This window comes from Streptomyces sp. NPDC018029 (genome assembly GCF_044327655.1).
In the GTDB taxonomy this organism is placed as follows: domain Bacteria; phylum Actinomycetota; class Actinomycetes; order Streptomycetales; family Streptomycetaceae; genus Streptomyces.
The window spans coordinates 182,549-202,963 of the sequence record NZ_JBIRFV010000002.1; the positions used below are offsets into that span (position 1 = coordinate 182,549).

16 protein-coding genes are annotated in these 20,415 nt (G+C 70.8%); 3 read left to right on the forward strand and 13 right to left on the reverse strand.

Annotated elements, in window-relative coordinates; genetic code table 11:
- Window positions 1-49: 49 nt before the first annotated feature.
- Genes ACH4D5_RS05240 through ACH4D5_RS05250 form a run of 3 tightly spaced genes read right to left on the reverse strand, consistent with a single transcriptional unit; the run spans window position 50 to window position 3,760 of the window.
- The gene (locus ACH4D5_RS05240; RefSeq protein WP_398298788.1) at window positions 50-1,087 is read right to left on the reverse strand and encodes an ABC transporter permease; all 1,038 of its coding nucleotides are present in this window, start codon (window positions 1,085-1,087) and stop codon (window positions 50-52) included.
- A complete protein-coding gene (locus ACH4D5_RS05245; RefSeq protein WP_398298790.1) occupies window positions 1,080-2,681 on the reverse strand; it encodes a sugar ABC transporter ATP-binding protein in 1,602 nt (533 codons plus the stop codon). Before ACH4D5_RS05245 ends, ACH4D5_RS05240 begins: the two co-directional genes overlap by 8 nt.
- The gene (locus ACH4D5_RS05250) at window positions 2,678-3,760 is read right to left on the reverse strand and encodes a sugar ABC transporter substrate-binding protein (RefSeq protein WP_398298792.1); all 1,083 of its coding nucleotides are present in this window, start codon (window positions 3,758-3,760) and stop codon (window positions 2,678-2,680) included. The genes ACH4D5_RS05245 and ACH4D5_RS05250 overlap by 4 nt, the downstream gene beginning before the upstream one ends.
- A gap of 212 nt (window positions 3,761-3,972) precedes the next feature.
- Here ACH4D5_RS05250 and ACH4D5_RS05255 point away from each other — a divergent pair, with 212 nt between their 5' ends.
- Complete coding sequence (locus ACH4D5_RS05255; RefSeq protein ID WP_398298794.1) at window positions 3,973-4,683, forward strand: FadR/GntR family transcriptional regulator; 711 nt, start codon at window positions 3,973-3,975, stop codon at window positions 4,681-4,683.
- Window positions 4,684-4,727: 44 nt separating this feature from the next.
- Here ACH4D5_RS05255 and ACH4D5_RS05260 read toward each other — a convergent pair whose 3' ends face one another.
- Complete coding sequence (locus ACH4D5_RS05260) at window positions 4,728-5,825, reverse strand: hypothetical protein (RefSeq protein ID WP_398298796.1); 1,098 nt, start codon at window positions 5,823-5,825, stop codon at window positions 4,728-4,730.
- A 97-nt stretch (window positions 5,826-5,922) separates the two neighbouring features.
- Here ACH4D5_RS05260 and ACH4D5_RS05265 point away from each other — a divergent pair, with 97 nt between their 5' ends.
- On the forward strand, window positions 5,923-6,633 hold the full coding sequence (locus ACH4D5_RS05265) for a hypothetical protein (RefSeq protein WP_398299953.1): 711 nt from the start codon (window positions 5,923-5,925) through the stop codon (window positions 6,631-6,633).
- 18 nt (window positions 6,634-6,651) lie between these two features.
- On the opposite strand, the gene ACH4D5_RS05270 is transcribed toward ACH4D5_RS05265, so the two are convergent.
- The 5 genes from ACH4D5_RS05270 to ACH4D5_RS05290 all read right to left on the reverse strand — a co-directional run bounded on the left by ACH4D5_RS05270 (window position 6,652) and on the right by ACH4D5_RS05290 (window position 14,345).
- Window positions 6,652-9,669: an alpha-mannosidase gene (locus tag ACH4D5_RS05270; protein WP_398298798.1), complete on the reverse strand. Its 3,018-nt coding sequence runs from the start codon at window positions 9,667-9,669 to the stop codon at window positions 6,652-6,654.
- A 136-nt stretch (window positions 9,670-9,805) separates the two neighbouring features.
- Complete coding sequence (locus tag ACH4D5_RS05275) at window positions 9,806-11,059, reverse strand: glycosyl hydrolase (protein WP_398298800.1); 1,254 nt, start codon at window positions 11,057-11,059, stop codon at window positions 9,806-9,808.
- 75 nt (window positions 11,060-11,134) lie between these two features.
- On the reverse strand, window positions 11,135-11,956 hold the full coding sequence (locus tag ACH4D5_RS05280) for a carbohydrate ABC transporter permease (RefSeq protein WP_398299955.1): 822 nt from the start codon (window positions 11,954-11,956) through the stop codon (window positions 11,135-11,137).
- A gap of 92 nt (window positions 11,957-12,048) precedes the next feature.
- Complete coding sequence (locus tag ACH4D5_RS05285) at window positions 12,049-13,026, reverse strand: carbohydrate ABC transporter permease (protein WP_398298802.1); 978 nt, start codon at window positions 13,024-13,026, stop codon at window positions 12,049-12,051.
- Window positions 13,027-13,046: 20 nt separating this feature from the next.
- Window positions 13,047-14,345 carry an extracellular solute-binding protein gene (locus tag ACH4D5_RS05290; RefSeq protein ID WP_398298804.1) on the reverse strand — a complete coding sequence of 433 codons (1,299 nt, stop codon included), beginning with the start codon at window positions 14,343-14,345 and terminating at the stop codon, window positions 13,047-13,049.
- A 268-nt stretch (window positions 14,346-14,613) separates the two neighbouring features.
- On the opposite strand from ACH4D5_RS05290, the gene ACH4D5_RS05295 reads away from it, so the two are divergent.
- Window positions 14,614-15,663: a LacI family DNA-binding transcriptional regulator gene (locus tag ACH4D5_RS05295; RefSeq protein ID WP_398298806.1), complete on the forward strand. Its 1,050-nt coding sequence runs from the start codon at window positions 14,614-14,616 to the stop codon at window positions 15,661-15,663.
- 18 nt (window positions 15,664-15,681) lie between these two features.
- Here the strand turns inward: ACH4D5_RS05295 and ACH4D5_RS05300 are convergent, their stop codons facing one another.
- The 4 genes from ACH4D5_RS05300 to ACH4D5_RS05315 all read right to left on the reverse strand — a co-directional run bounded on the left by ACH4D5_RS05300 (window position 15,682) and on the right by ACH4D5_RS05315 (window position 20,378).
- Window positions 15,682-16,593 (reverse strand): nitroreductase/quinone reductase family protein, encoded by a 912-nt coding sequence (locus ACH4D5_RS05300; RefSeq protein ID WP_398298808.1) that lies wholly within the window; start codon window positions 16,591-16,593, stop codon window positions 15,682-15,684.
- A 297-nt stretch (window positions 16,594-16,890) separates the two neighbouring features.
- Window positions 16,891-17,997: a hypothetical protein gene (locus tag ACH4D5_RS05305; protein ID WP_398298810.1), complete on the reverse strand. Its 1,107-nt coding sequence runs from the start codon at window positions 17,995-17,997 to the stop codon at window positions 16,891-16,893.
- 352 nt (window positions 17,998-18,349) lie between these two features.
- Window positions 18,350-18,523 carry a hypothetical protein gene (locus ACH4D5_RS05310; protein ID WP_398298812.1) on the reverse strand — a complete coding sequence of 58 codons (174 nt, stop codon included), beginning with the start codon at window positions 18,521-18,523 and terminating at the stop codon, window positions 18,350-18,352.
- A gap of 367 nt (window positions 18,524-18,890) precedes the next feature.
- Window positions 18,891-20,378, reverse strand: coding sequence for an SDR family NAD(P)-dependent oxidoreductase (locus ACH4D5_RS05315; RefSeq protein ID WP_398298814.1), 1,488 nt, complete (start codon window positions 20,376-20,378; stop codon window positions 18,891-18,893).
- Window positions 20,379-20,415: the final 37 nt, after the last annotated feature.

Consider the following 20,415-nt stretch of genomic DNA (forward strand, 5'->3'; position numbering starts at 1 on the left):
TCCGGAAGGGGCGGGTCGCGCAGGCAGGGGGCGGCGGACCGTTGCGGGGTCAGTCCTGTGCGCGGCCCGTGGTGACGCGCGCGATCATCAGGGCGACCAGGATGATTCCGCCGTAGATGGCCTGGATCCAGAAGGACGGCACCTGGGCGAGGGTGAGCAGGTTCTGTACGACACCGAGGAGCAGGACGCCGGTGAGGGCGCCGGACATGGTGCCCTTGCCGCCGTCGAGGCTGATGCCTCCGATGACGGCGGCGGCGAACACCGTGAAGATCATGTTCTGGCCCTGGTTGGCGTTGATGGCGCCCACGTAGCCGGTCTGCATGAGCCCGCCGATCGCGGCGAGTGCTCCCGCGACGACGAACACGCCGAGCATGACGCGTTCGACGCGGATGCCGGCGGCCCGCGCCGCTTCCGGGTTGCCGCCGATCGCGTACAGGGCGCGGCCCACGCGGTGGTACTTGAGCACGAAGCCCGCGATGCCGAAGGCGGCCGCCGCGAGCCACACCGACAGGGGGACGTGCAGGAAGGTGGAGGTGGCGAGGGTGTAGAAGGCCTCGGGCATGCCGAAGAGGGTCTTGCCCTCGGTGGCGCCGACGAGCAGGCCGCGCAGCACGATGAGCATGGCGAGCGTCACGATGAACGCGTTGAGCTTGAGCTTGACGACGAGGACGCCGTTGAAGGCGCCGATGGCCGCGCCGACGAGCAGGATGGCGAGGATGCCGACGGCGGCGGGCAGGTCCGTGCCGAATCCGGCCTGGGCGGCGGGCAGCACGAGGAGCGCGCCGACGGCGGGCGCGATGCCGACGACCGACTCCAGGGACAGGTCGAACTTGCCGGTGATGAGGACGAGCGACTCGGCGAGGACGACCATCGCGAGCGCGGCGGACGCGCCGAGGACGGAGATGAGGTTCCGCTCGGTCAGGAACGTGTCGTTGAGCAGTGCGCCGAGCAGTACGAGCAGCAACAGGGCGGGAACCAGGGCAAGTTCGCGGGCACGGCGCAGGAGTACGGATCTGGCCGAGGGTGCGTCGCGGCCCGGCCGTCCGGGGGTGGCCGCCGTCGCGGCCGGGGCCTTGAGGTCAGCCATGGTGGTCTCCTTGTGGTTCGCCTGAGGGTGCGTTGTGGCTGGTCGCGCGGTTCCCCGCGCCCCTGACGGGGTTCGTCCGGTCCACGCCCTCGATGGACGCGATCAGGTCGTGTTCGTCGAAGCCCACCGCGTGCTCCGCGACGATCCGGCCGTGGAAGAGGACCAGCACGCGGTCGCAGCGGCGCAGGTCGTCGAGTTCGTCGGAGACGACGAGCACGGCGGTGCCGTCCTCGCGGGCGTGGTCCACGCGGGCGAGCAGGGACTCCTTGGATTTCACGTCGACGCCGGCGGTCGGGTTGATGAGGACGAGCAGACGCGGGTCGGAGGCGAGGGCGCGGGCCATCACGACCTTCTGGGCGTTGCCGCCGGAGAGGTCGGAGACGGGCTGGTCGGGGCCGTCGGCGTGGATGTCGAGGCGCTCGATGAGGTCGTCGGCGAAGCGGCGTCTGGCGTCGGTGCCGACGAAGCCGTGGCGGCCGAGCCGGTCGAGGACGCTCATCGTGGCGTTGTCCCCGACGGTCATGCCGTTGACGAGGCCCTGGACGTGGCGGTCGCGCGGGACGCAGCCCACTCCGGCGCGCAGGGCGGCGGTCACATCCCCGAACGGCAGTCGCTCGCCGCCCAGTCGGGCGGAGCCCGCGGTCGGGGTGTGGAGTCCGGCGAAGCTCTCCGCGAGGTGGATCTTGCCGCTGGCGCTGGATCCCGCGAGGCCGACGACCTCGCCCCGGCGCACGGTGAGGTCGATGTCGGCGTACGACTCGCCGGTCAGGCCCTTGACGTCGAGCATCACGGGGGCGTCGGCGGGGACCCCGGCGCGTGCGACGGCGTCCTCGGCGTCGGCCTGCCGCGCGATGACCTCGCCGGCCATGGCCTCCACCAGCGCGGCGCGCGGCAGCTCGGCGACGGGTGCGCTGGTGATCCAGCGGGCGTCGCGCAGCACGGTGACGGTCTGGCACACCTCGTACACCTCCTGGAGGTGGTGCGAGATGAACAGGAAGGTGACGCCGGAGTCCTGGAGGGCGCGCATGCGGGTGAAGAGGCGCTCGATCTCTCGGTTGTCGAGCTGCGCGGTCGGCTCGTCGAGGACGATGAACCGCGCGCCGAAGCTCAACGCGCGGGCTATCTCGACCATTTGGCGGTCCTCGACCTTGAGGTCGGCGGTGCGGGCCTCGGGGTCGACGCGGACGTCCCAGGTGTCGAGGACCCGGGCCGCCTCGGTGCGCAGCCGCCGCCAGCTGATGAAGCCGCCGCGGCCCGTCGGCTGCCGGTTGATGAAGAGGTTCTCGGCGACCGTCAGGTCCGGTACGACGGTGGGCTTCTGGTAGACGCAGGCCACCTTGCGGCGCCAGGCGTCGCGGTCGGTCAGCGGCGGCGCGGGCTCCCCGTCGAAGCGGACGGTGCCCGCGTCGGGTGCCTGGAGGCCGGTGAGGACGGTGACGAGGGTGGACTTGCCCGCGCCGTTGCGGCCGACGAGGGCGTGCGACTCGCCCGGCAGGACGGTGAGGCGGCCGTCCCGCAGCGCGACGGTGGGCCCGTACCGTTTGACGATGCCGGACGCCTCGACGAGCGGGACGTTCCTCGGGTGCGCGCTCATTCGACCGTGTTGCCCCACAGCTCGGCGTCGTCGACGTTCTCCTCGGTGACGAGCGGGGCGGGCAGTTGGTCCTCGAGGATGCCGCTGGGCAGCTTGACGATGGTCGAGCCGTGGTCGGTCGGGCCCGGCTTGAACTTCTCGCCCTTCATCGCCGCCTTGATGTAGTGCATGCCGTACTTGGCGTAGGCGTCGGCGGGCTGCGAGACGGTGGCGTCGATGTGCCCCTTGCGGATGGCGTCGAACTCCTGCGGGATGCCGTCGTTCGAGACGACGGTGATGTGCCCCTTCTCGCCCGCCTTCTTCAGCATTCCCTTGGACTTGAGGGTCTGCAGGGTGGGCGCGAGGTAGACACCGCCCGCCTGGAGGTAGATGCCCTTGATGTCGGGGTGGGAGTTCAGCAGCGTGTCCAGCTTGGCGGCGGCCGTGTCGGACTCCCACTTGGCGGGGATCTCCAGGACCTTCAGCTTCGGGTGCTTCTTCTGCACGCAGTCGCGGAAGGCCTTGGACCGCTCTCGGCCGTTGACGGACGCGAGGTCCCCCATGACCTGCACGACCTTGCCGGTCTTGACCCGGCCGCCGAGGTAGTCACAGGCCTTCTCGCCGTACGCGACGTTGTTCGCCCGCACCACCATCGCGACCTTGCCCTTCTCGGGCGCGACGTCCACGGCGACGACGGGCACGCCCTTGCGCTCGGCCTGGTCGAGGCCCGCGGCGATCGCGGCGCTGTCGAGCGGCGCGACGACGAGGCCCCGCACGCCCTGGTTCAGCTGGTTGTTGATGTCGGTGATCTGCTGCGAGGGGTCGCTGTTGGAGTTGACCGTCTTCATCGCGTCGACGTCCTCGGACTTCGCCATCTTCGGGACGTAGTCGTTGTACGACTGCCAGAAGGGTGAGGTCAGCAGGGGCAGGATCACCCCGACCTTGCCTTCCCCGCCGCCTCCGCCGCCGGGCGACGCGGCGTCCTTCGTACTGCCGCACGCGGCGAGGACGAGGGACGCGCAGGCGGCCGCGGCGGCGGCGCGCACCGCCCGCGACGTCCGCGTGCTGCTGGGCCTGTTGCGCACTTTCCTGCCGGCCATCTGACGGCTCCTCACCGAAGGTGAACGAAGAAGGGTGGAGCGTGATCGAGAGTGATCGAGCGGGTTTCCGGGGCCTGATGACGCGAATATTTATCAGACCACTTGCCGCCCACAACACCCCTCGACGCCGACTTTTCGCGGTTTCCGGCCGTAGTGGTCGGATCACATCTCTGGCTAGACTGCGGCGCACTCGGCCAGCAGAGGAGCGTTACGTGGACCAGCCAGAGCAGTCCGCCCCGCAGAAGGGCACCGTGACGCAGCGGGCCATCGAGCAGATCAAGGCGATGATCGGCGAGGGCCGTCTCGAACCGGGCCAACGCCTCCCCACCGAACGGGACTTGGCCGTCCAGCTGGGCATCTCCCGCAGCTCCATGCGGGAGGCGATCCGCGCGCTCACGGTGCTCGGCGTCCTCGAAGCACGGCACGGCTCCGGCATCTACGTCACGCAGCTGGAGGCCGGGGACCTCCTGGAGACCTTCGGCGTGGTGGCGGACCTGTCCCGCGGACCCCAACTCGTCGAGCTCCTGGAAGTACGCCGCGTCCTGGAGTCCACGGCGACCGCACTGGCCGCGGCCCGGATCACGGAGACCCAACTGGCCGACGTGGAGAAGCATTTGGAGGCCATGAACGCCACCGACGACCCGGAGGAGATCCTCTCCCACGATCTGGCGTTCCACCGCACGATCGCCTTCGCGGCGGGCAACGACACGATGGCCGCGATACTGGAGGGCCTCTCCTCGCGCACGTTCCGCGCACGGGTGTGGCGCGGCTACCAGGAGGAAGGCGCCTTCGAACGCACCCGCCGCGAACACGCCCGCATCCACCGGGCACTCGTGGCACGCGACCCGGAGGCGGCCCGGGCCGCGGCGGCGGCGCATGTGGGCGAGGTGGAGGACTGGCTGCGGGCGCAGTGGGAGGGGTGAACTGTGGGCGCAGTGGGAGGGGTGAACCCAGCTGGTCGGCGCGGTCAGTCGTCGGCCAGGGTCCGCTCGATCCGCCCGACGAAGGCCCGGGCCAGCTCTTCGAGCTGCGCCTCGTATCCCGGCAGGTCGCCCACCTCTCCGAGCCGCAGCCAGGCCACGGTGCTGCCCACCCGGACGACGGCCATGGCGTTCGTGCTGTCCTCGGGCTCCTTGTAGTACGTGAAGGTCGAGCTCTTGTCGCCGAGGGGCGGCAGCGAGAGCGGTGTCGTCCTGTCGTAGCCGGACTGATCCTCGACGAGCTGCTGGTGCGCGCGTCCCGCCTGGGCGGGCGAGGTGCAGGCGAAGATCCGGAACTCGGCGCGGACGTAGCCGGACTCCGGCGACGCCAACGCGTACAGCACGCCTCCCTCGTGACAGCCGCCGGACCGCTCGGCCTCCTTGGCGCCGGCCCTGCCCTGCGGGACCCAGCCGGGCCGCAGGTCCTGCCGGGCGGGCAGGGCGCCGCGCGTCTGCGCCACGGTCAGCGCGCGGGTGCGGTCGGCCGCGCCGCTGCCGGTGTCCGCGCCGGCAGTCCCCTTCCCCTCCGACGCGCCCTTGCCGTCTCCCTCAGCGCTCCGCTGCGCCGTGGTGTCCCGGGGGCCGTCGTCGGTGAGGAGCCGCGTCCCCCCGTACACGCCGAGCGCCACCAGGGCGAGCAGCAGTACGCCGGTCAGCGCGAGGACCGCGAGGGGACCCGGGGACTTCGTGACGGTCAGGGGCCCGAACGAGATCTGGCTGCGCGAGATCGTGCTGCGGTCGATGACCATGGAGTCGCGGTAGTACGTCGTGGGCGCGTGGAGGTGGAAGGCCAGCTGACGCTCCAGCTCCGGGTCGCCGTCGATCTCCTCCCGCAGGACCGCCTGCGCCGCCGCGCGTGCGGAGTCGCCCGCCTCCGCGTCGTCGAGTCCGGCCAGCGCCGCCCGCCCCGCTCGGTTCCGGCGAGCCGGGCCCGCACCAGCTCGGTGACGGCGACCCCCGCCCCCTCCCCGACGCCGCTCGCCGCCCCCGTCGCCACGGCGGTGACCACACCCACCGCCATGGCCGCGAGCTCCGTCGACCCCATGCCGTACCCCCGCTGCTCGACAGCCCCAGGGGCTCATCATGTGCCACCTGCCCACCGCCCGGGCACCCCTCGGCGGCAAGGCGGCCGAAAGAAAAGCGCGCGACGGTCGCGAGGTGTTCTGGCACCATCCCCCCGTGATCACCGACTCGCGCGCCACCCCGCTCCTGACCGCGGCCGTCCGCAACAACGCCGCCTGGTGCGACGCCGTCTGCCGGTCCCACGGCGTGCCCGGTGCCGTCGAAGGCGGTGTCTGGGCCAGTCCCCGGCGTACTCCCCCGCTGTACCCCGACGCCGTGACGCTCTCGCCCGACGTGACGCCCGACGCCGTACTCCCCCGCATTGATCTCGCCTCCCCCGGCGCCTCCGTCAAGGACAGTTTCGGCACGCTGGACCTGTCCGGGGCCGGTTTCGAGGTGCTGTTCGAGGCGCGGTGGATTCACCGGCCCGCGGTGGAACTCGTGCCCGGGCCGGAAGGCTGGCGACCCGTCGAAGACGCCGCCGGGCTCGCCGCGTGGGAAGCCGCGTGGAGCGGCGACGGGCAGAGCGGCGATCTGTTCCGGCCGTCGCTGATCGAGGACGGAGCGGTGTTCCTGGCGGGCACGGGCGAGGGACGCATCCATGCGGGTGCCGTCGCCTACCCCGGCGCCGGAGTCGTCGGCATCTCCAATCTCTTCGCCGCCGACGACGGTCTCGACACCGCATGGCGCTCCTGTCTGGCCGCCACGGCCCGGCTCTGGCCCGGTGTGCCGGTCGTCGGCTATGAGCACGGGGACGACCTGACCGCCGCACTCCGCCACGGCTTCGAACCCGTCGGCCCGCTGCGCGTGTGGCTGCGGGCCGACGGGTGAGGGACTGCTCGGAGGGCGTCAGGCCCGCGTGAAGCGCAGCGTCACCAGCTCGAACGGCCGGAGCTTCACCGACACCGCGCCAGCTGCGAGGTCCGGTGCCGGCACCCCGTCGAGCGGCCGCTCCAGCAGGTCGGTCACCGTGACCGAGCCGACCGGGAAGCCCGCCGTCAGGGTGGGGCGGGCCCGGCCGCCGTGTGCCTCGTGGAAGCGGACGACCACGTCACCGCTCCCGTCGTCGGCGAGCTTGACCGCCGTGACGACCACCGCGTCGTCGTCGACCGTCACCAGCGGCGCCACCTCGGAGCCACCGGTGAGCCGGCGCTCGGGCAGGTTGACGCGGTAGCCCTCGCGCACCGCGTCGCCGATCCCCGCGCCCGGCACCAGCGCGTGCCGGAAGCGGTGCACGCCCTGGTCCGTCTCGGGGTCGGGGAAGCGCGGGGCGCGCAGCAGCGAGACGCGGACCGTCGTGGTCGTGCCGGAGTCCTCGGCGCGGACGGCACGGGTCACATCGTGGCCGTACGTCGAGTCGTTGACCAGGGCGACGCCCCAGCCCGGCTCCTCGATGTGCACGAAGCGGTGGTTGCACGCCTCGAACTTGGCGGCCTCCCAGCTCGTGTTGGTGTGCGTGGCGCGGTAGAAGTGGCCGAACTGGGTCTCCGACGCGTACCGCTCCGCGTGGATGTCCAGCGGGAAGGCGAGCTTGAGGAACTTCTCCGTCTCGTGCCAGTCGACCTCGGTGTCGATGTCGAGGCGCCGACTGCCGGGGGTGAGCGAGAGCACCTGCGTGAGGCGCGAGTCGCCGAAGGTGCGCACGACCCGGACCGACGCGCCCTCGCCCGCCACGACCTCGTCGGCGTCCGTGAGGTCGCTGACGGTGTTGCGGTAGAACTCGTCGACGTCCCACGCGTCCCACATGTTCGGGAAGTCGGCGTGGAGCTGCGGCAGGTTCGCCGCCTGCCCGGGCGGGACGGTCTCCCGGCCGCCCACGAGGTCGTACGCGGAGACGACCAGGCCGCGCCCGTCGATCTCGACCCGCAGCAGGCCGTTGTCGAGGACGAAGCCGCCCTCCGCGCGCGGGGTGACCGTCGCCTCGCCGTCGGTCTCGGCGGTCCCGGCACCGCCCGCGGGGACGCCGTCGCGGGTGTGGGGCGTGGAGTTGAAGACCAGGGTGCCGGTCCCTTCACCGGCGAGTGCGCGCTGCGCCTTGTCGATGATGCCGTCGAGTTCCTGGGCGAGCGCCGCGTAGGTCGCGCGGGCCTCGCGGTGCACCCAGGCGATGGACGAGCCGGGCAGGATGTCGTGGAACTGGTGGAGCAGCACCGTCTTCCAGATGCGGTCCAACTGCTCGTAGGGGTAAGCGAATTCCTCGCACCGGACGGCGGCCGTCGCGGCCCACAGCTCCGCCTCGCGCAGCAGGTGCTCGCTGCGGCGGTTGCCCTGCTTGGTGCCCGCCTGACTGGTGAGAGTCGCGCGGTGCAGTTCGAGGTACAGCTCGCCGACCCAGACGGGGGCGTTCGGGTACTCGGCCTCGGCCTTCTCGAAGAACTCCTGCGGCGTCTCCCACTGAACCGTCGCCGAGCCCTCCAGGTCCCGCATCCGCGCGGCCTTCGCGATCATCTCGCGGGTGGTGCCGCCGCCTCCGTCGCCCCAGCCGGTGGGTGCGAGGGAGTGCCGGGCGACACCCTTGTCCTTGAAGTTCTTCGCCGCGTGGGCGATCTCGCTGCCCTTCATCGAGCAGTTGTAGGTGTCGACGGGCGGGAAGTGCGTGAAGATGCGGGTGCCGTCGATGCCTTCCCAGTTGAAGGTGTGGTGCGGGAAGCGGTTGGTCTGCGACCAGGAGATCTTCTGCGTGAGCAGCCACTTGGAGCCCGCCGCCTTGATGATCTGCGGGAGCCCGGCGGCGAAGCCGAAGGTGTCGGGCAGCCACGCCTCGTCGTTCTCGACGCCGAACTCGTCGAGGAAGAACCGCTTGCCGTGCACGAACTGACGGGCCATCGCCTCCGAGCCCGGCATGTTCGTGTCCGACTCGACCCACATGCCGCCCGCCGGCACGAAGCGGCCGTCCGCGACCGCCTTCTTGACCTTCGCCCACACCTCGGGCCGGTGCTCCTTGATCCACGCCCACTGCTGCGCCTGCGACATGGCGAAGACGAAGTCGGGCTCGTCCTCGATGAGCGCGGTCATGTTCGACGTCGTCCGCGCCACCTTGCGCACCGTCTCGCGCAGCGGCCACAGCCAGGCGGAGTCGATGTGGGCGTGGCCGACGGCGCTGATGCGGTGGGCGGAGGGCTCGGCGGGGGTGGTGAGCACGCCGTGGAGCTCGGCCCGCGCGGCGGCGGCCGAGCCGTTCACGTCCTGGAGGTCGACGGCGTCGAGCGCACGGCCCACCGCCCGCACGATGGCGTAACGCCGCCCGGAGTCCTCGGGCAGCTCCTGCATCAGCTCACCGAGGACCTCCAGATCGATGACGAGCTGCCACACCGTCTCGTCGAAGACGGCGAGGTCCATGCGCTCCAGCTTGTACTGGGGTTCGCTGCCCGCGGTCTCCTTGTCGCCCAACTGGGTGGGCAGGAAGGGGTGGTAGTCGAGGATGACGGGGTTGGACGCGGCCTCGATGTGCAGCCGCACGTCTTCGCCGCCCTCGGCGGGCGCGGCGATCCGCACCCACTGGTTGCGCGGGTTGAGGCCCTTCACAGGGGTGCCGTCGGGGCGGTAGACGAGGCCCTCGCACTGGAACCCGGGCATGTTCTCGTCGAAGCCGAGGTCGAGAATCGCCTCGACGGTCTTCCCCGCCCACTCCTTCGGCACGGTCCCGGTCACCCGGAACCAGCTGGTCCCCCAGGGCGCGCCCCACTTCTCGCCGACCGCCGTCGGCGACGGCTCGGCGGCGAGCCCCTCGGCCACCGGCACCGGCTCGCCTGGCGCGTTCCACACCGCGACGTCCAGCGGTACGGAGGCGGGATATACGGCGGGCCGGATGCGCTCGTCCAGTACGCGCTTGAGTCGGGCTTCGACCAGGGTGCGGTCGTCATGCATGAGGGTTCTCCAAGGAGGGTCGGTCGGTGAGGGGGGGCAAATTCAGCCCCTCCGGCGTTTGAGGAGCGGGGTCCGGGGCGGAGCCCCGTGGCGAGGAGGCGAGGGCCCAGGGCGGAGCCCCGTGCGCGACGGGGCGCTACCCGACGTCGGCCGGCAGCACCACATCGCTGATGCCTCGCGCAGCGAGGTACTCGGCGTCCCCCACCCGTCCGGCAAGGACCACCGCGGGTCGCACCCCGTCCGCGACGAGGCGGGCGAACGCCTCGAAGACCGCGCCTCCGGGGGCGCACTCGGAACGCCGCCCCACGGCGTCGTCGACGACGAGCGCGGTCGTCCGGGCCGCCGGAGCGTACTCCCGCCCCCGCCACTCCTTCGCCACGCGGGCGATCGCGGCCCCCGCCGGCTTGACCTCGCCCGCGTTGGTCAACAGACCGAGGCTGTACTCCAGTTCGGGAAAGTCCGCGAGATCGCGCGAGACGTCGTGGGAGCACCACCACGTCACGCCCCACACGTCCTGGCAGTCGAGCGCGGCGGCGACGGTCTCCTCGGTGAACTCAGCGGCGTGCTCCGCCGGAATCAGCGGTGCGGGCGCGCCGACCTCCTGGAGCCAGACGGGCCTGCGCGGGTCGTCCGCCCAGGCCTTGGACAGCTCGATCATGTACGCCGCATGGGCCCGGGTGGCCGTACCGGTGCGGCCGTGACGCTGGGCTGTGCCGTTGAACACCCAGGAGTGCACAGCGGTGACGGCGCCGAGCCGGGCGGCCTGCGCCGGGGTGAAGGGCTGGTCGTCCTGGTACCAGGCGGCGTCGTACTCGGCGTGCAGGTGCAGCTTGCCGGGCGCACCCTCCTCGCAGGCGGCGAGGACGGTGCGCAACCAGCTCTCCGCCTGCTCCGGGGTGATGCGGTCGGGGTCGGGGTGCGGGCCCGCAGCGAACTGGTTGATCTCGTTGCCGATGGTCATGCCGATGAAGTTGGGCCGGTCGGCGAGGGCGGCGGCGAGCGTGCGCAGGTACGCGGTCTGCCCGGATACCACGTCGGGGTCGGTGAAGATGTTCCGCCGGTGCCAGGTCTGCGTCCAGGCGGGCAGGAAGTCGAAGCTGGACAGGTGTCCCTGGAGGCCGTCGACGTTGACGTCGAGTCCGCGTTCTGCGGCGGCGTCGGCGAGCTGGACCAGCTGGTCGACGGCGCGCGGCCGGATCAGGGTGCGGTTGGGCTGGAAGTACGGCCAGATCGGGAAGACCCGGATGTGGTCGAGGCCCAGCGAGGCGATCGCGTCGAGGTCGGCGCGTACGGCGTCGATGTCGAAGTCGAGCCAGTGGTGGAACCACCCCTGGGCGGGCGTGTAGTTGGCGCCGAAGCGCGGCGTGCCCGAAGGCGATGCGGAAGGCAAATGCGGATCCTGGTTCTGGTGAGGCCGTCGAAGAGGAGCGCCGTCGAGGAGGAGCGAGGTCGAGGAGGAGCGGGGTCAGCCCTTGACCGCGCCTTCGCCGACGCCGCGGAAGAAGTACCGCTGGAGGCAGGCGAAGAGGACGATCAGCGGGAGCACGGCGATGACCGTGCCCGCGGCGACGAGACGCTCGTCGTTGGCGAAGGTGCCGTGCAGGTAGTTCAGGCCGATGGTGAGGGTGAACCGCTCCGGGTCGCTGAGCACGATGAGCGGCCACAGGAAGTCGTCCCAGGCCCCCATGAAGGCGAAGATCGCGACGACCGCGAGGGTGCCCTTGACGGCGGGCAGCGCGATGCGCAGGAACCGCTGCCAGACGTTGGCGCCGTCCACGAACGCGGCTTCCTCGATCTCGTAGGGCACGTTCAGGAAGGCGTTGCGCATCAGCAGGACGTTGAGCGCGGAGACGCAGCCGGGCAGCAGCACGCCGACGAGGGTGTTGTTCAGGCCGAGCTCACGCATGGTGGTGAACTGGGCGATGATGATGCCTTCGACGGGGACCAGCATGGCCAGGATGAAGACGACGGTCGCCGCTTTGCGGCCGCGGTAGCGCAGCCGCGCGAGCGCGTATCCGGCGAGCGTCGCGCCCACGCAGTTGGTGACGACGTTTGCGGCGGCCACCTTCAGGGAGTTGAGGGCGTAGTCCCAGACGGGGATGGTGTCGGCGACCCGCTCGTAGTTGTGGAAGGTGGGGTCGGAGGGCAGGAACTTCGGCGGGGAGCTGAAGATGTCCTCGTGCGGTCCCTTCAGGGACGTGGAGAGCTGCCAGAGGAACGGGCCGATCATCAGCGCCAGTACGGCGAGGAGGAGTCCGTAGCGCAGGACGATCTCCCACACGGGCATCCGGCGGCCGTTCTCGTCGGTGATCCGGCGGCGGCGGGGCTTTGGGGCCGCGGCGCGCTCGGCGGCCGTCGGGGGGATCTTGTCGACGGTGGTCACGCGTCCTCCTTCCGGTCCGCCCGCAGCACGAGCAGCATGAGCGCGACGGTGACGACGAAGACGACGACCGAGATGGCCGAGGCGTAGCCGACCCGTCCGGTCAGGCCGGTGCCGACGCGCTGCACCAGCATCACGAGCGTGGTGTCCTCGCCGGCCGGGCCGCCGGTGGGCCCGGCCATCAGATAGACCTCGGAGAACACCTTGAAGGCGGCGACCGAGGAGAGCGCGCCGACCAGGACCATGGTGGAGCGCACGGCGGGCACGGTGACGGTGAGGAAGCGGCGGAACGCCCCGGCGCCGTCGACCGCCGCCGCCTCGTGGAGCTCGCGCGGCACGTTGGCGAGCGCCGCGAGATAGATGATCATGTAGTAGCCGAGGCCCTTCCAGACCGTGACGGCCATGGCGCTGAACAGCAGCAGCCACTGGTCGCTGAGGAAGCCGACCTTCCCGACGCCGACCGCTTCGAGGACGGCGTTGACCAGGCCGCGCTCGTCCAGCATCCACACCCAGATCAGGCCCACGACGACGATCGAGGCGACCACCGGGGTGTAGAAGGCGGACCGGAAGAAGGTGATGCCGGGGATGTGCTTCTGGACGAGCATCGCGAGGAGCAGGGGCAGCAGGACGAGGGCCGGGACGACCACGAGGACGTAGATCGTGCTGTTGCGCAGGCCGATCCAGAACATGTCGTCGTGCAGCAGTTCACGGAAATTGGCGAGGCCGACGTACTCCCCCGGCATCAGCGTCCGCTTGTCCGTGAAGGCGTTGTTGAGGGTGCTGACGAACGGATAGAGGATGAAGACCGCGACGATCACGAGCCCCGGGGCGGCGAACAGCCAGGGGCTGGTGGGCAGTTGGCGGCGGATGCGGCGGCGGCCGCCGCGCCCGTGGGGGCCGGGCCCCTTGAGCGCGAGCGCGGGGTCGGCGGCGCCGGTGTCGGATGAGGCCGCCTTGGCGGCGGTGGGGCTCTTCATGGTCGTACGGGTCCCTGGCCTCAGCTGGTCTTCAGCAGCCGGTCACAGTTCTTGACAGCGTTGTCAAGCGCTTCCTTCGGGCTCTCCTTGCCCTGCAGCGCCCTGGCGACGGCGTTGCGCAGCTCGACCTTCATCTGCTCGCTGAACAGCACGGGCGTGTAGTTCACCGCGGTCTTGATGGACTTCGCGGCGGCGACGCGGACCCGGGTCTCCTCCTTGCCGTCCTGCTTCGTGAAGTACGGGTCGTCGAGGGAGCCCTTGGTGCTGGGGAAGATCGCGACCTTCTTGGCGAACTCCATCTGGTGCTTGGCGTCGGTGACGAAGTGCGCGAAGGCGACGGCGGCCGGCGTCTGCTTGGTGCGGGCGTTCACCATCACGCCCATCACGTACATGTTGTCCTTGCCGGTGCTGCTGATCTGCGGGGTGATGCCGATGTTCTTGTAGAGCTTCGGCGCGTCCTTCTTGAACTTCTCCAGGTCGAGTGCGCTGCCGGGGTTCATGGCGACGGCCTCGGTGAGGAACTTCTTGCCCGTCGACTCGGGCGTGGCGGTCAGCGCCTGCCCGTCGAGCGCCTTGGCGTCGTACAACTTCTTGTACTTCGTGAGGAGTTCGACGCCCTTGGCGTCGTTGAAGGTGAAGCCGGTGCCTTCCTTGTTCATGAGCGGCACGCCGTAGCGGCCGAAGTCCTCGATGGTGGGGACGTTGGCGAGGGTGGCGACCTTGCCGTCGCTCTTCTCGGCGAGCTCCAGGGCGTTGTCGAAGAGCTGGTCATACGTCTTCGGGGGCTTGTTCTCGTCGAGACCCGCGTCCCTGAAGAGGCGCTTGTTGTAGAAGAGCGGCCCGGTGTTGAGGTACCAGGGGAAGGCGTACGTCCCGTCCACGCCCGGTATCTGGTGGCTCTTCCAGGCGCCCGGGAGGTACTCCTTCTCGTACTTCCCGGCGGCCTTGCCGAGGTCCAGGGCGAGGCCGGCCTTGGCGAGCGGGGCGACCAGGTCGGGCGAGACGTTGACGACGTCGGGGAGCGTGCCCGCGGCGGCGTCGGCGCTGATCTTGTCGGCGTAGCCCTCGCCGGGCTGGTCGACCCACTTCACCTCGGTGCCGGGGTACTTCTTCTCGAACTCGTCGACGAGCCCCTCGAAGTAGGGCTTGAAGTTGGCCTTCAGGTTCCAGGTCTGGAAGGTGATCTTGCCTTCGATCTTCCCCGACGCGTCCGTGGAACCGCTGTCGTCACCTCCGTCGCCACAGGCGCTCAGCGGCAGCAGGACGGCGAGGACGGCGCCTGCGGCGACCGCTCTGCGGGGGATACGGGAGATACGCACGGTGAAACGGCTCCTTTGCTCGGCCCAGCGTGAGGCGGCGGTGACTGCGACCGTCCGAGCCGGGCAATCCACGCCGAGGCAGACCCTGCACGGAACGGTGGCGCAAAGTCAATGGATTCGGGGAACCGAATTCGAAGATCGGGCGACCTGTGGGACAACTCCCCAGGTCAGATGGGTGTGTTGAAAGCCTTGCAGTCGCTGACTAATGCGCTTTAGAGTCTCACCGCTCAAGCGCATTAGTATCCGGCAGCCAGGAAAGGGGCAACGGGTGCAAGGCAAGCGGTCACCGGCGCGCCGGCCGACCATGAAGGACATCGCGCGCCGGGCCGGGGTCTCCGAGAGCGCCGTCTCCTTCGCGCTCAACGGCCGGCCCGGCGTCTCCGACATCACCCGTGACCGGGTGCGCCGGGTCGCGGAGCAGCTGGGCTGGCGGCCCAGCACGGCGGCGCGCGCCCTGTCCGGCGAGGGCTCGGCGACGGTGGGCCTCGTCGTGGCGCGTCCGGCGGCGACGCTGGGCGTCGACTCGTTCTTCCTGCAGCTGATCTCGGGCATCCAGCAGGTGCTCGCCGAGCGGCACTTGGGGCTGCTCTTCCAGGTGGTGGAGGACGTGGCCGCCGAGTGCGCGGTCTACCGCCGCTGGTGGGCCGAGCACCGGGTGGACGGCGTCCTGGTGGTGGACCCGCGCACGGACGACCCGCGCCCCGCGCTCCTCGACGAGCTGGGGCTGCCCGCGGTGGTGACGGGCGGCGTGCCGGACCCGGAGGCCGGGCCGCCGGGTCTGTCCACGGTGTGGGCGGACGACGCGGGCGCGATGGCCTCGGTGGTGGGCCATCTGTACGCGCTCGGGCACCGCCGCATCGTGCACATCGCGGGCCTGGAGGGGCTGGCGCACACCGAGCGGCGGATCAGGACGCTGCGCGTCGAGGCGGCGGGCCGCGGCCTGTCGGGCGTGCGTTCGGTGACGACGGACTACTCCGACGCCGAGGGCGCCGCGGCCACCCGGCGGGTGCTGGAGTCCGCGGAGCCGCCGACCGCGCTCGTGTACGACAACGACGTGATGGCCGTCGCCGGTGTCGCCGCCGCGAGCTCCCTGGGTTTCGCGGTCCCGGAGGACGTCTCGGTCGTCGCCTGGGAGGACTCGGCGCTGTGCCGCATGGTGCATCCGTGGCTGACGGCCCTGTCCCGGGACACGCTGTCGTTCGGCCGGACGGCGGCCCGCGAGCTCCTCGCCCTCCTCGACGGCGGCCCCGCGGCGACGGTTCAGGTGCCGTTGCCGCGGCTCATCGAACGGGAGAGCACGGGTCCTGCGCGGGCCTGAGCCCGCTCCGGCGTGGGCTCACTCCCCGCCCGGCGGCACGGGAGGCCACGGGAGCCCGGCCAGGACCGGCAGTAGAGCCTCCTCCTCGTAATCGAGGTGAGCGGTCAACTGCTCACTCATCCGGGCGAGTTCGGCACGGAACCGCTCGGGTTCCGCGCCCCCGACGGCCGCGAGGAGTGCGGCCAGCTCTCCCTGGACGCGGCCGATGACCCGATGCTCCTCGGCGAGCCGGTCGAAGGTCTCGCGCAGTTCGGGGTGGTGGCCCGCCATGACGGGGAAGAGGTGGGCGTCCTCGCCGGTGTGGTGGAACTCCAGGGCGTCGCAGAACGCCAGGCAGTGCTGGCGGATCTGCAGCCCGAGGCTCGGTGACGGCGGCGCCCCCGGCCCCCGGTGTGCGGCGAGCGCGGCGAAGTACGCGTCGGTCTCGTCGCGTACGTGCCGCAGCTGGCCGCGGAGCCAGCGGTGGACCTGGACCATCTTGTCCGCGAAGGTGGCCGCCTCTTCGGGAATGTCGGCCGCGTGCGCGGGCCGTTCCAGGACGACGACCGGCAGGATCCGGCTGGTGCGTGTCTGGTAGTCGCCGTATCCGGGTTCGGCGGCGACCACGCGCTCGAAGAGCCGGTCGCGCCGCTCCCCTTCGGCCGGGACGGCGATCGCCTCGAACGCGTCGGTGCCGAGCTCGACGGTCACCGTGGGGTGGGCGAGGACGTTGTGGTACCAGTCGGGGTGCCTCGGCCCGCCGAGGTTCGACCCGATGACCAGGAGCGTTTCGCCGTCCCGGACGAAGCCGAGCGGGGTGGTGTGCTTCTTGCCGGACTTCGCGCCGGTGGTGGTGAGCAGCAGGAGGTCGCCGCCTTCGAAGGGGCCGCCGACCTTGCCGCCGTTGGCGCGGAACTCGTCGATGACGGACTGGTTGAAGGGTGTGGGCATGACGGTGTCAGGTCTCCGTACGGATGTTCAAGTCCGCGTCAGGCGCGGTGAAGTGAGGGAGGGCCAGGCGACTGAAGCATGGCCGGGGCGCGCGGATCGGGCGGAAGCCCTGGGGCGCGAAGATCGCGCACGGCATGGGCCGTTACGCGCGGTGTGAACTCACGACGTGGTCATCGGCGTCGTCCTTGAGTGATGGTGCTCGCCCGATCGCCGGCCTGCCCACTGCTCTTTGGTCGGCGCCACGCGGCACGAGCACCATTACAGACACTCACTCCCTCACATGTCAACGCGGAACGATCAGTCGAAGTGGCGGACGAAGACGTCCGACTTGCCGTTGGTGTCGCCTGGCACGATGTCGTCGGCCGCGGACTGGAAGACCACGTCGCGTCCGTCGGCGCTGACCGCGTCGGGTACGGCCGAGGCGGGCCGGTCGGAGACGATTCTGTCGGTGCCGGTGGTCAGGTCGCGCAGCACGAGCGACGGTCCGGTCGTGTCGTGCGGGGCGTACAGCAGGTGGCGGCCGGTGGGGTCGATGGCGACGCCCCGGACGTCGGGCACCTGTTGCGCGGTGCCGGAGGCCAGGTCGTGGACGTAGGTGTCGGAGCCCGAAAGGTAGAGGACCGTGCCGCCGTCCTCGCTGAGCTGGACGAGTGTCGCGTCCTTGGCCGGGCCCTCGATCGGTCCCGAGGTGGTGCCGCCGGTCCGGTCCCGCACGAAGACGTCCTGCGCCTTGCCGTCCTGGTAGGCGATGTGGCGGCCGTCGCCGCTGAGGGAGGGCCGGGAGGGGACGGTGTGGTCGAAGGTGGCGACGGTCTCGACGGTGTTGGTGTCCCAGTTCTCGACCTGGACACGCTGTCCGTACGTCGCTTGCCGGTAGGAGATGCTCGCATACGAGGTGATGCGGCCGTTCGCGTTCATCGACGGCTGGTTGCAGGTGAAGAGCGCGCAGTTGCCGGAGGCCGTCCTTCCGGTGCTGACCTCGTAGTGGCGGATCCGTACGTTGTTCATCCACTGCAGCGGATAGGCGACGTACTCTCCGTTGCCGCTGATCACCGGGGGCTGGACCGGGGTCAGGTGCCCCATGCGGTGGGTCTGCCCCGCCTGCCGGTCGCGGACGTACACCTTGTCGCCTTCGGACGGGGTGTCGGTGGTGAGGTTCTTCGCCGCCGACGAGAAGACGACGCGGCGGCCGTCGGGGGTGATCGAGGCGCCGGCGGAGTCGCCGTCGGCCTGGGTGCCGTCGCCCGCGACACTGATCCTCTCGACGCCCGCCGTGGTCGTGGGCTCGGCCGCGGCACTCATGGGCTCGGCCGCGGCGGCTCCGGGCAGGACCGCTGTGACCGCGCAGACCACGATCGCCGCGCTCAGCGCGGTCCGCACACGTCTGATGGCGCTCCGGTTCACATTTCCACTCATTTTCCCCCCAGCCAGGACATGGTCTCCCCTCCGGCTCCCCACCGGAGGACCACAAGCATGCAATCGTGCTGACACTGTGGGGGTCAATGCGTCACATGACGTATCGAGATGTGCAGTTCTGGTCATGTGAGAGCAGACCGCTGCGACCGGCAGCGTCGAAGCGGTTCGAGAAGGCGCTGCGGGTGACCCTCAACTCCACCGGTCCTCCCCGGACTCGGTGCCCTCGCGCTCCGCGGACGCAGCGAGCGATGACGAGGCCGGACGCACCTGTGCCCCCGGCCGTCGAAGACAGGGGGCACGTGGCGAAGTGCACCGGTGCGGTACCGGGGCCGGCGGCGGCTCAGTCGATGCCGGGGAGGATGTGCGGCTCGGCGAGGTCGTCCTCGTAGCCGGCCAGACGGATGGGGGCCGCCTTGGACCATGCCTCCAGGTTGCGGAGCTTCTTGGGCCTGCCGGCCCGTTCGCCGCCGCGTTCCGCCGGTCGCTTTTCGTGCTTCGTCAGATCTGGTGTCACCGCGCACTCCTTTGTGTCGCGTAACGGAAGGACAAGGGCAGTTCGGTCGCGGTGGCGCCGTTCTCTGGCGGGACCGCGGCCGTGGTGCCGGCCTGTCCCCGGAGCGGCCGAGGGATGCTTGTGGATCTCTCGTTGGCCGCCCGTTCGCCCTACATTAACCAAATGAGCGGCGCGGCGCTCGATGGGGAGCTGAGTCGGGGTGGATTCCGGACAATGGAGCCCACGCGGCGGCCTGCGGCGGCGGGGGCCACGGGTGCGGGACGGGCCACGACTGGCGAGAAACAGACAGCCGGTCCGGGGCGCGCACCGCGCGACACCCGGACCGGCTGTCCAAAAGCTGAGACGACTCTCGGCTACGACGTGCTGACTACCACTTGCCCTGCGCGTAGTCCTTCAGGAAGACGCCGTACAGGTCCTCCCCCGCCTCGCCGCGCACGACCGGGTCGTACACGCGGGCGGCTCCGTCGATCAGGTCGAGCGGGGCGTGGAAGCCCTCCTCCGCGAGGCGCAGCTTGTCGTAGTGCGGGCGCTCGTCGGTGATCCAGCCGGTGTCCACCGAGGTCATGAGAATGCCGTCGGTCTGGAACATCTCCTGGGCGCTGGTCCGCGTCACCATGTTCATCGCGGCCTTCGCGGCGTTGGTGTTCGGGTGGCCCGCACCCTTGTAGCCGCGGCCGAAGACGCCCTCCATCGCGGAGACGTTGACCACGTAGGCGCGGCCGCTCGGCGCCTTCTTCGCGGCGTCGGCCATGGCCTGCCGCAGCGCGCTGATCAGGATGAACGGTGAGGTGTAGTTGCACAGTTGGGTCTCGAGGAGCTCCACCGGGGAGATCTGCTCGATGGTCTGCACCCAGGTGTTGCTGTCGACGACGTCCGGGACCAGGCCGCCCGCGTCGATGGCGGTGCCGTCGAGGTGCCGGGCGACGCTGGCGTTGCCGGCGACGAGAGCGAGGTCGGCGACCTGCTGCGCGTCCAGGCTGCTGGTGCCGACGGGCAGCGCGGCCAGGCCGTCCACCGCTCCGGAGTTGAAGGCGCCGATCACGGAGTGGGCGGGCAGCTCCCCGGCGGGCAGCGGCGCGCTCTCGCCGTCCACCAGCGCGGCGTACGCGGAGGGCAGGCGGCGCACGGTCTGCGTCGCGTTGTTGATCAGGATGTCGAGCGGGCCCGCCGCGGCGACCTGCTCGGCGAGGGCCACGGACTGCGCCGGGTCGCGCAGGTCGATGCCGACGACCTCCAGGCGGTGGAGCCAGTCGGCCGAGTCGTCCATCGCCTTGAAGCGGCGGATGGCGTCCTTGGGGAACCGCGTCGTGATGGTGGTGTGAGCACCGTCACGCAACAGCCGCAGCGCGATGTACATGCCGATCTTGGCGCGGCCGCCGGTGAGCAAAGCGCGCTTGCCGGTGAGGTCGGCGCGGGCGTCGCGCTTGGTGCGGTTCAGGTGGGCGCACTCCGGACAGAGCTGGTGGTAGAAGTAGTCGACTTCCACGTACCGGGTCTTGCAGGTGTAGCAGGAGCGCGGGCGCTGGAGTATCCCCGCGATCCTGCCCTCCTCGGTCCGCGAGGAGGGCAGCAGGCCCTCGGTCTCGTCGTCGATGCGCTGCGCGGAACCGGTGGCGGTGGCCTCGGTGACGGCCTTGTCGTGGGCGGTCTTGGCGGCGCGGCGCTCCTGGCGGCGGCGCTGCTTCACCGTCCGGTAGATCCCGGCCGTGGCCCGGCGCACGGCGATCGCGTCCGGGTGGTCGACGTCCAGCTTGTCGAGTTCGTCGAGCACGCTGAGGCAGACGGCGAGACGGTCCGGGTCGATGCCCGGGCCGTAGGAAACGGTCTCCTCCTGGCTTTCGTCTGTCACCGTCATCGCCGCTGTCCTCATGTCATTCCGTGCCGCGGTGCGT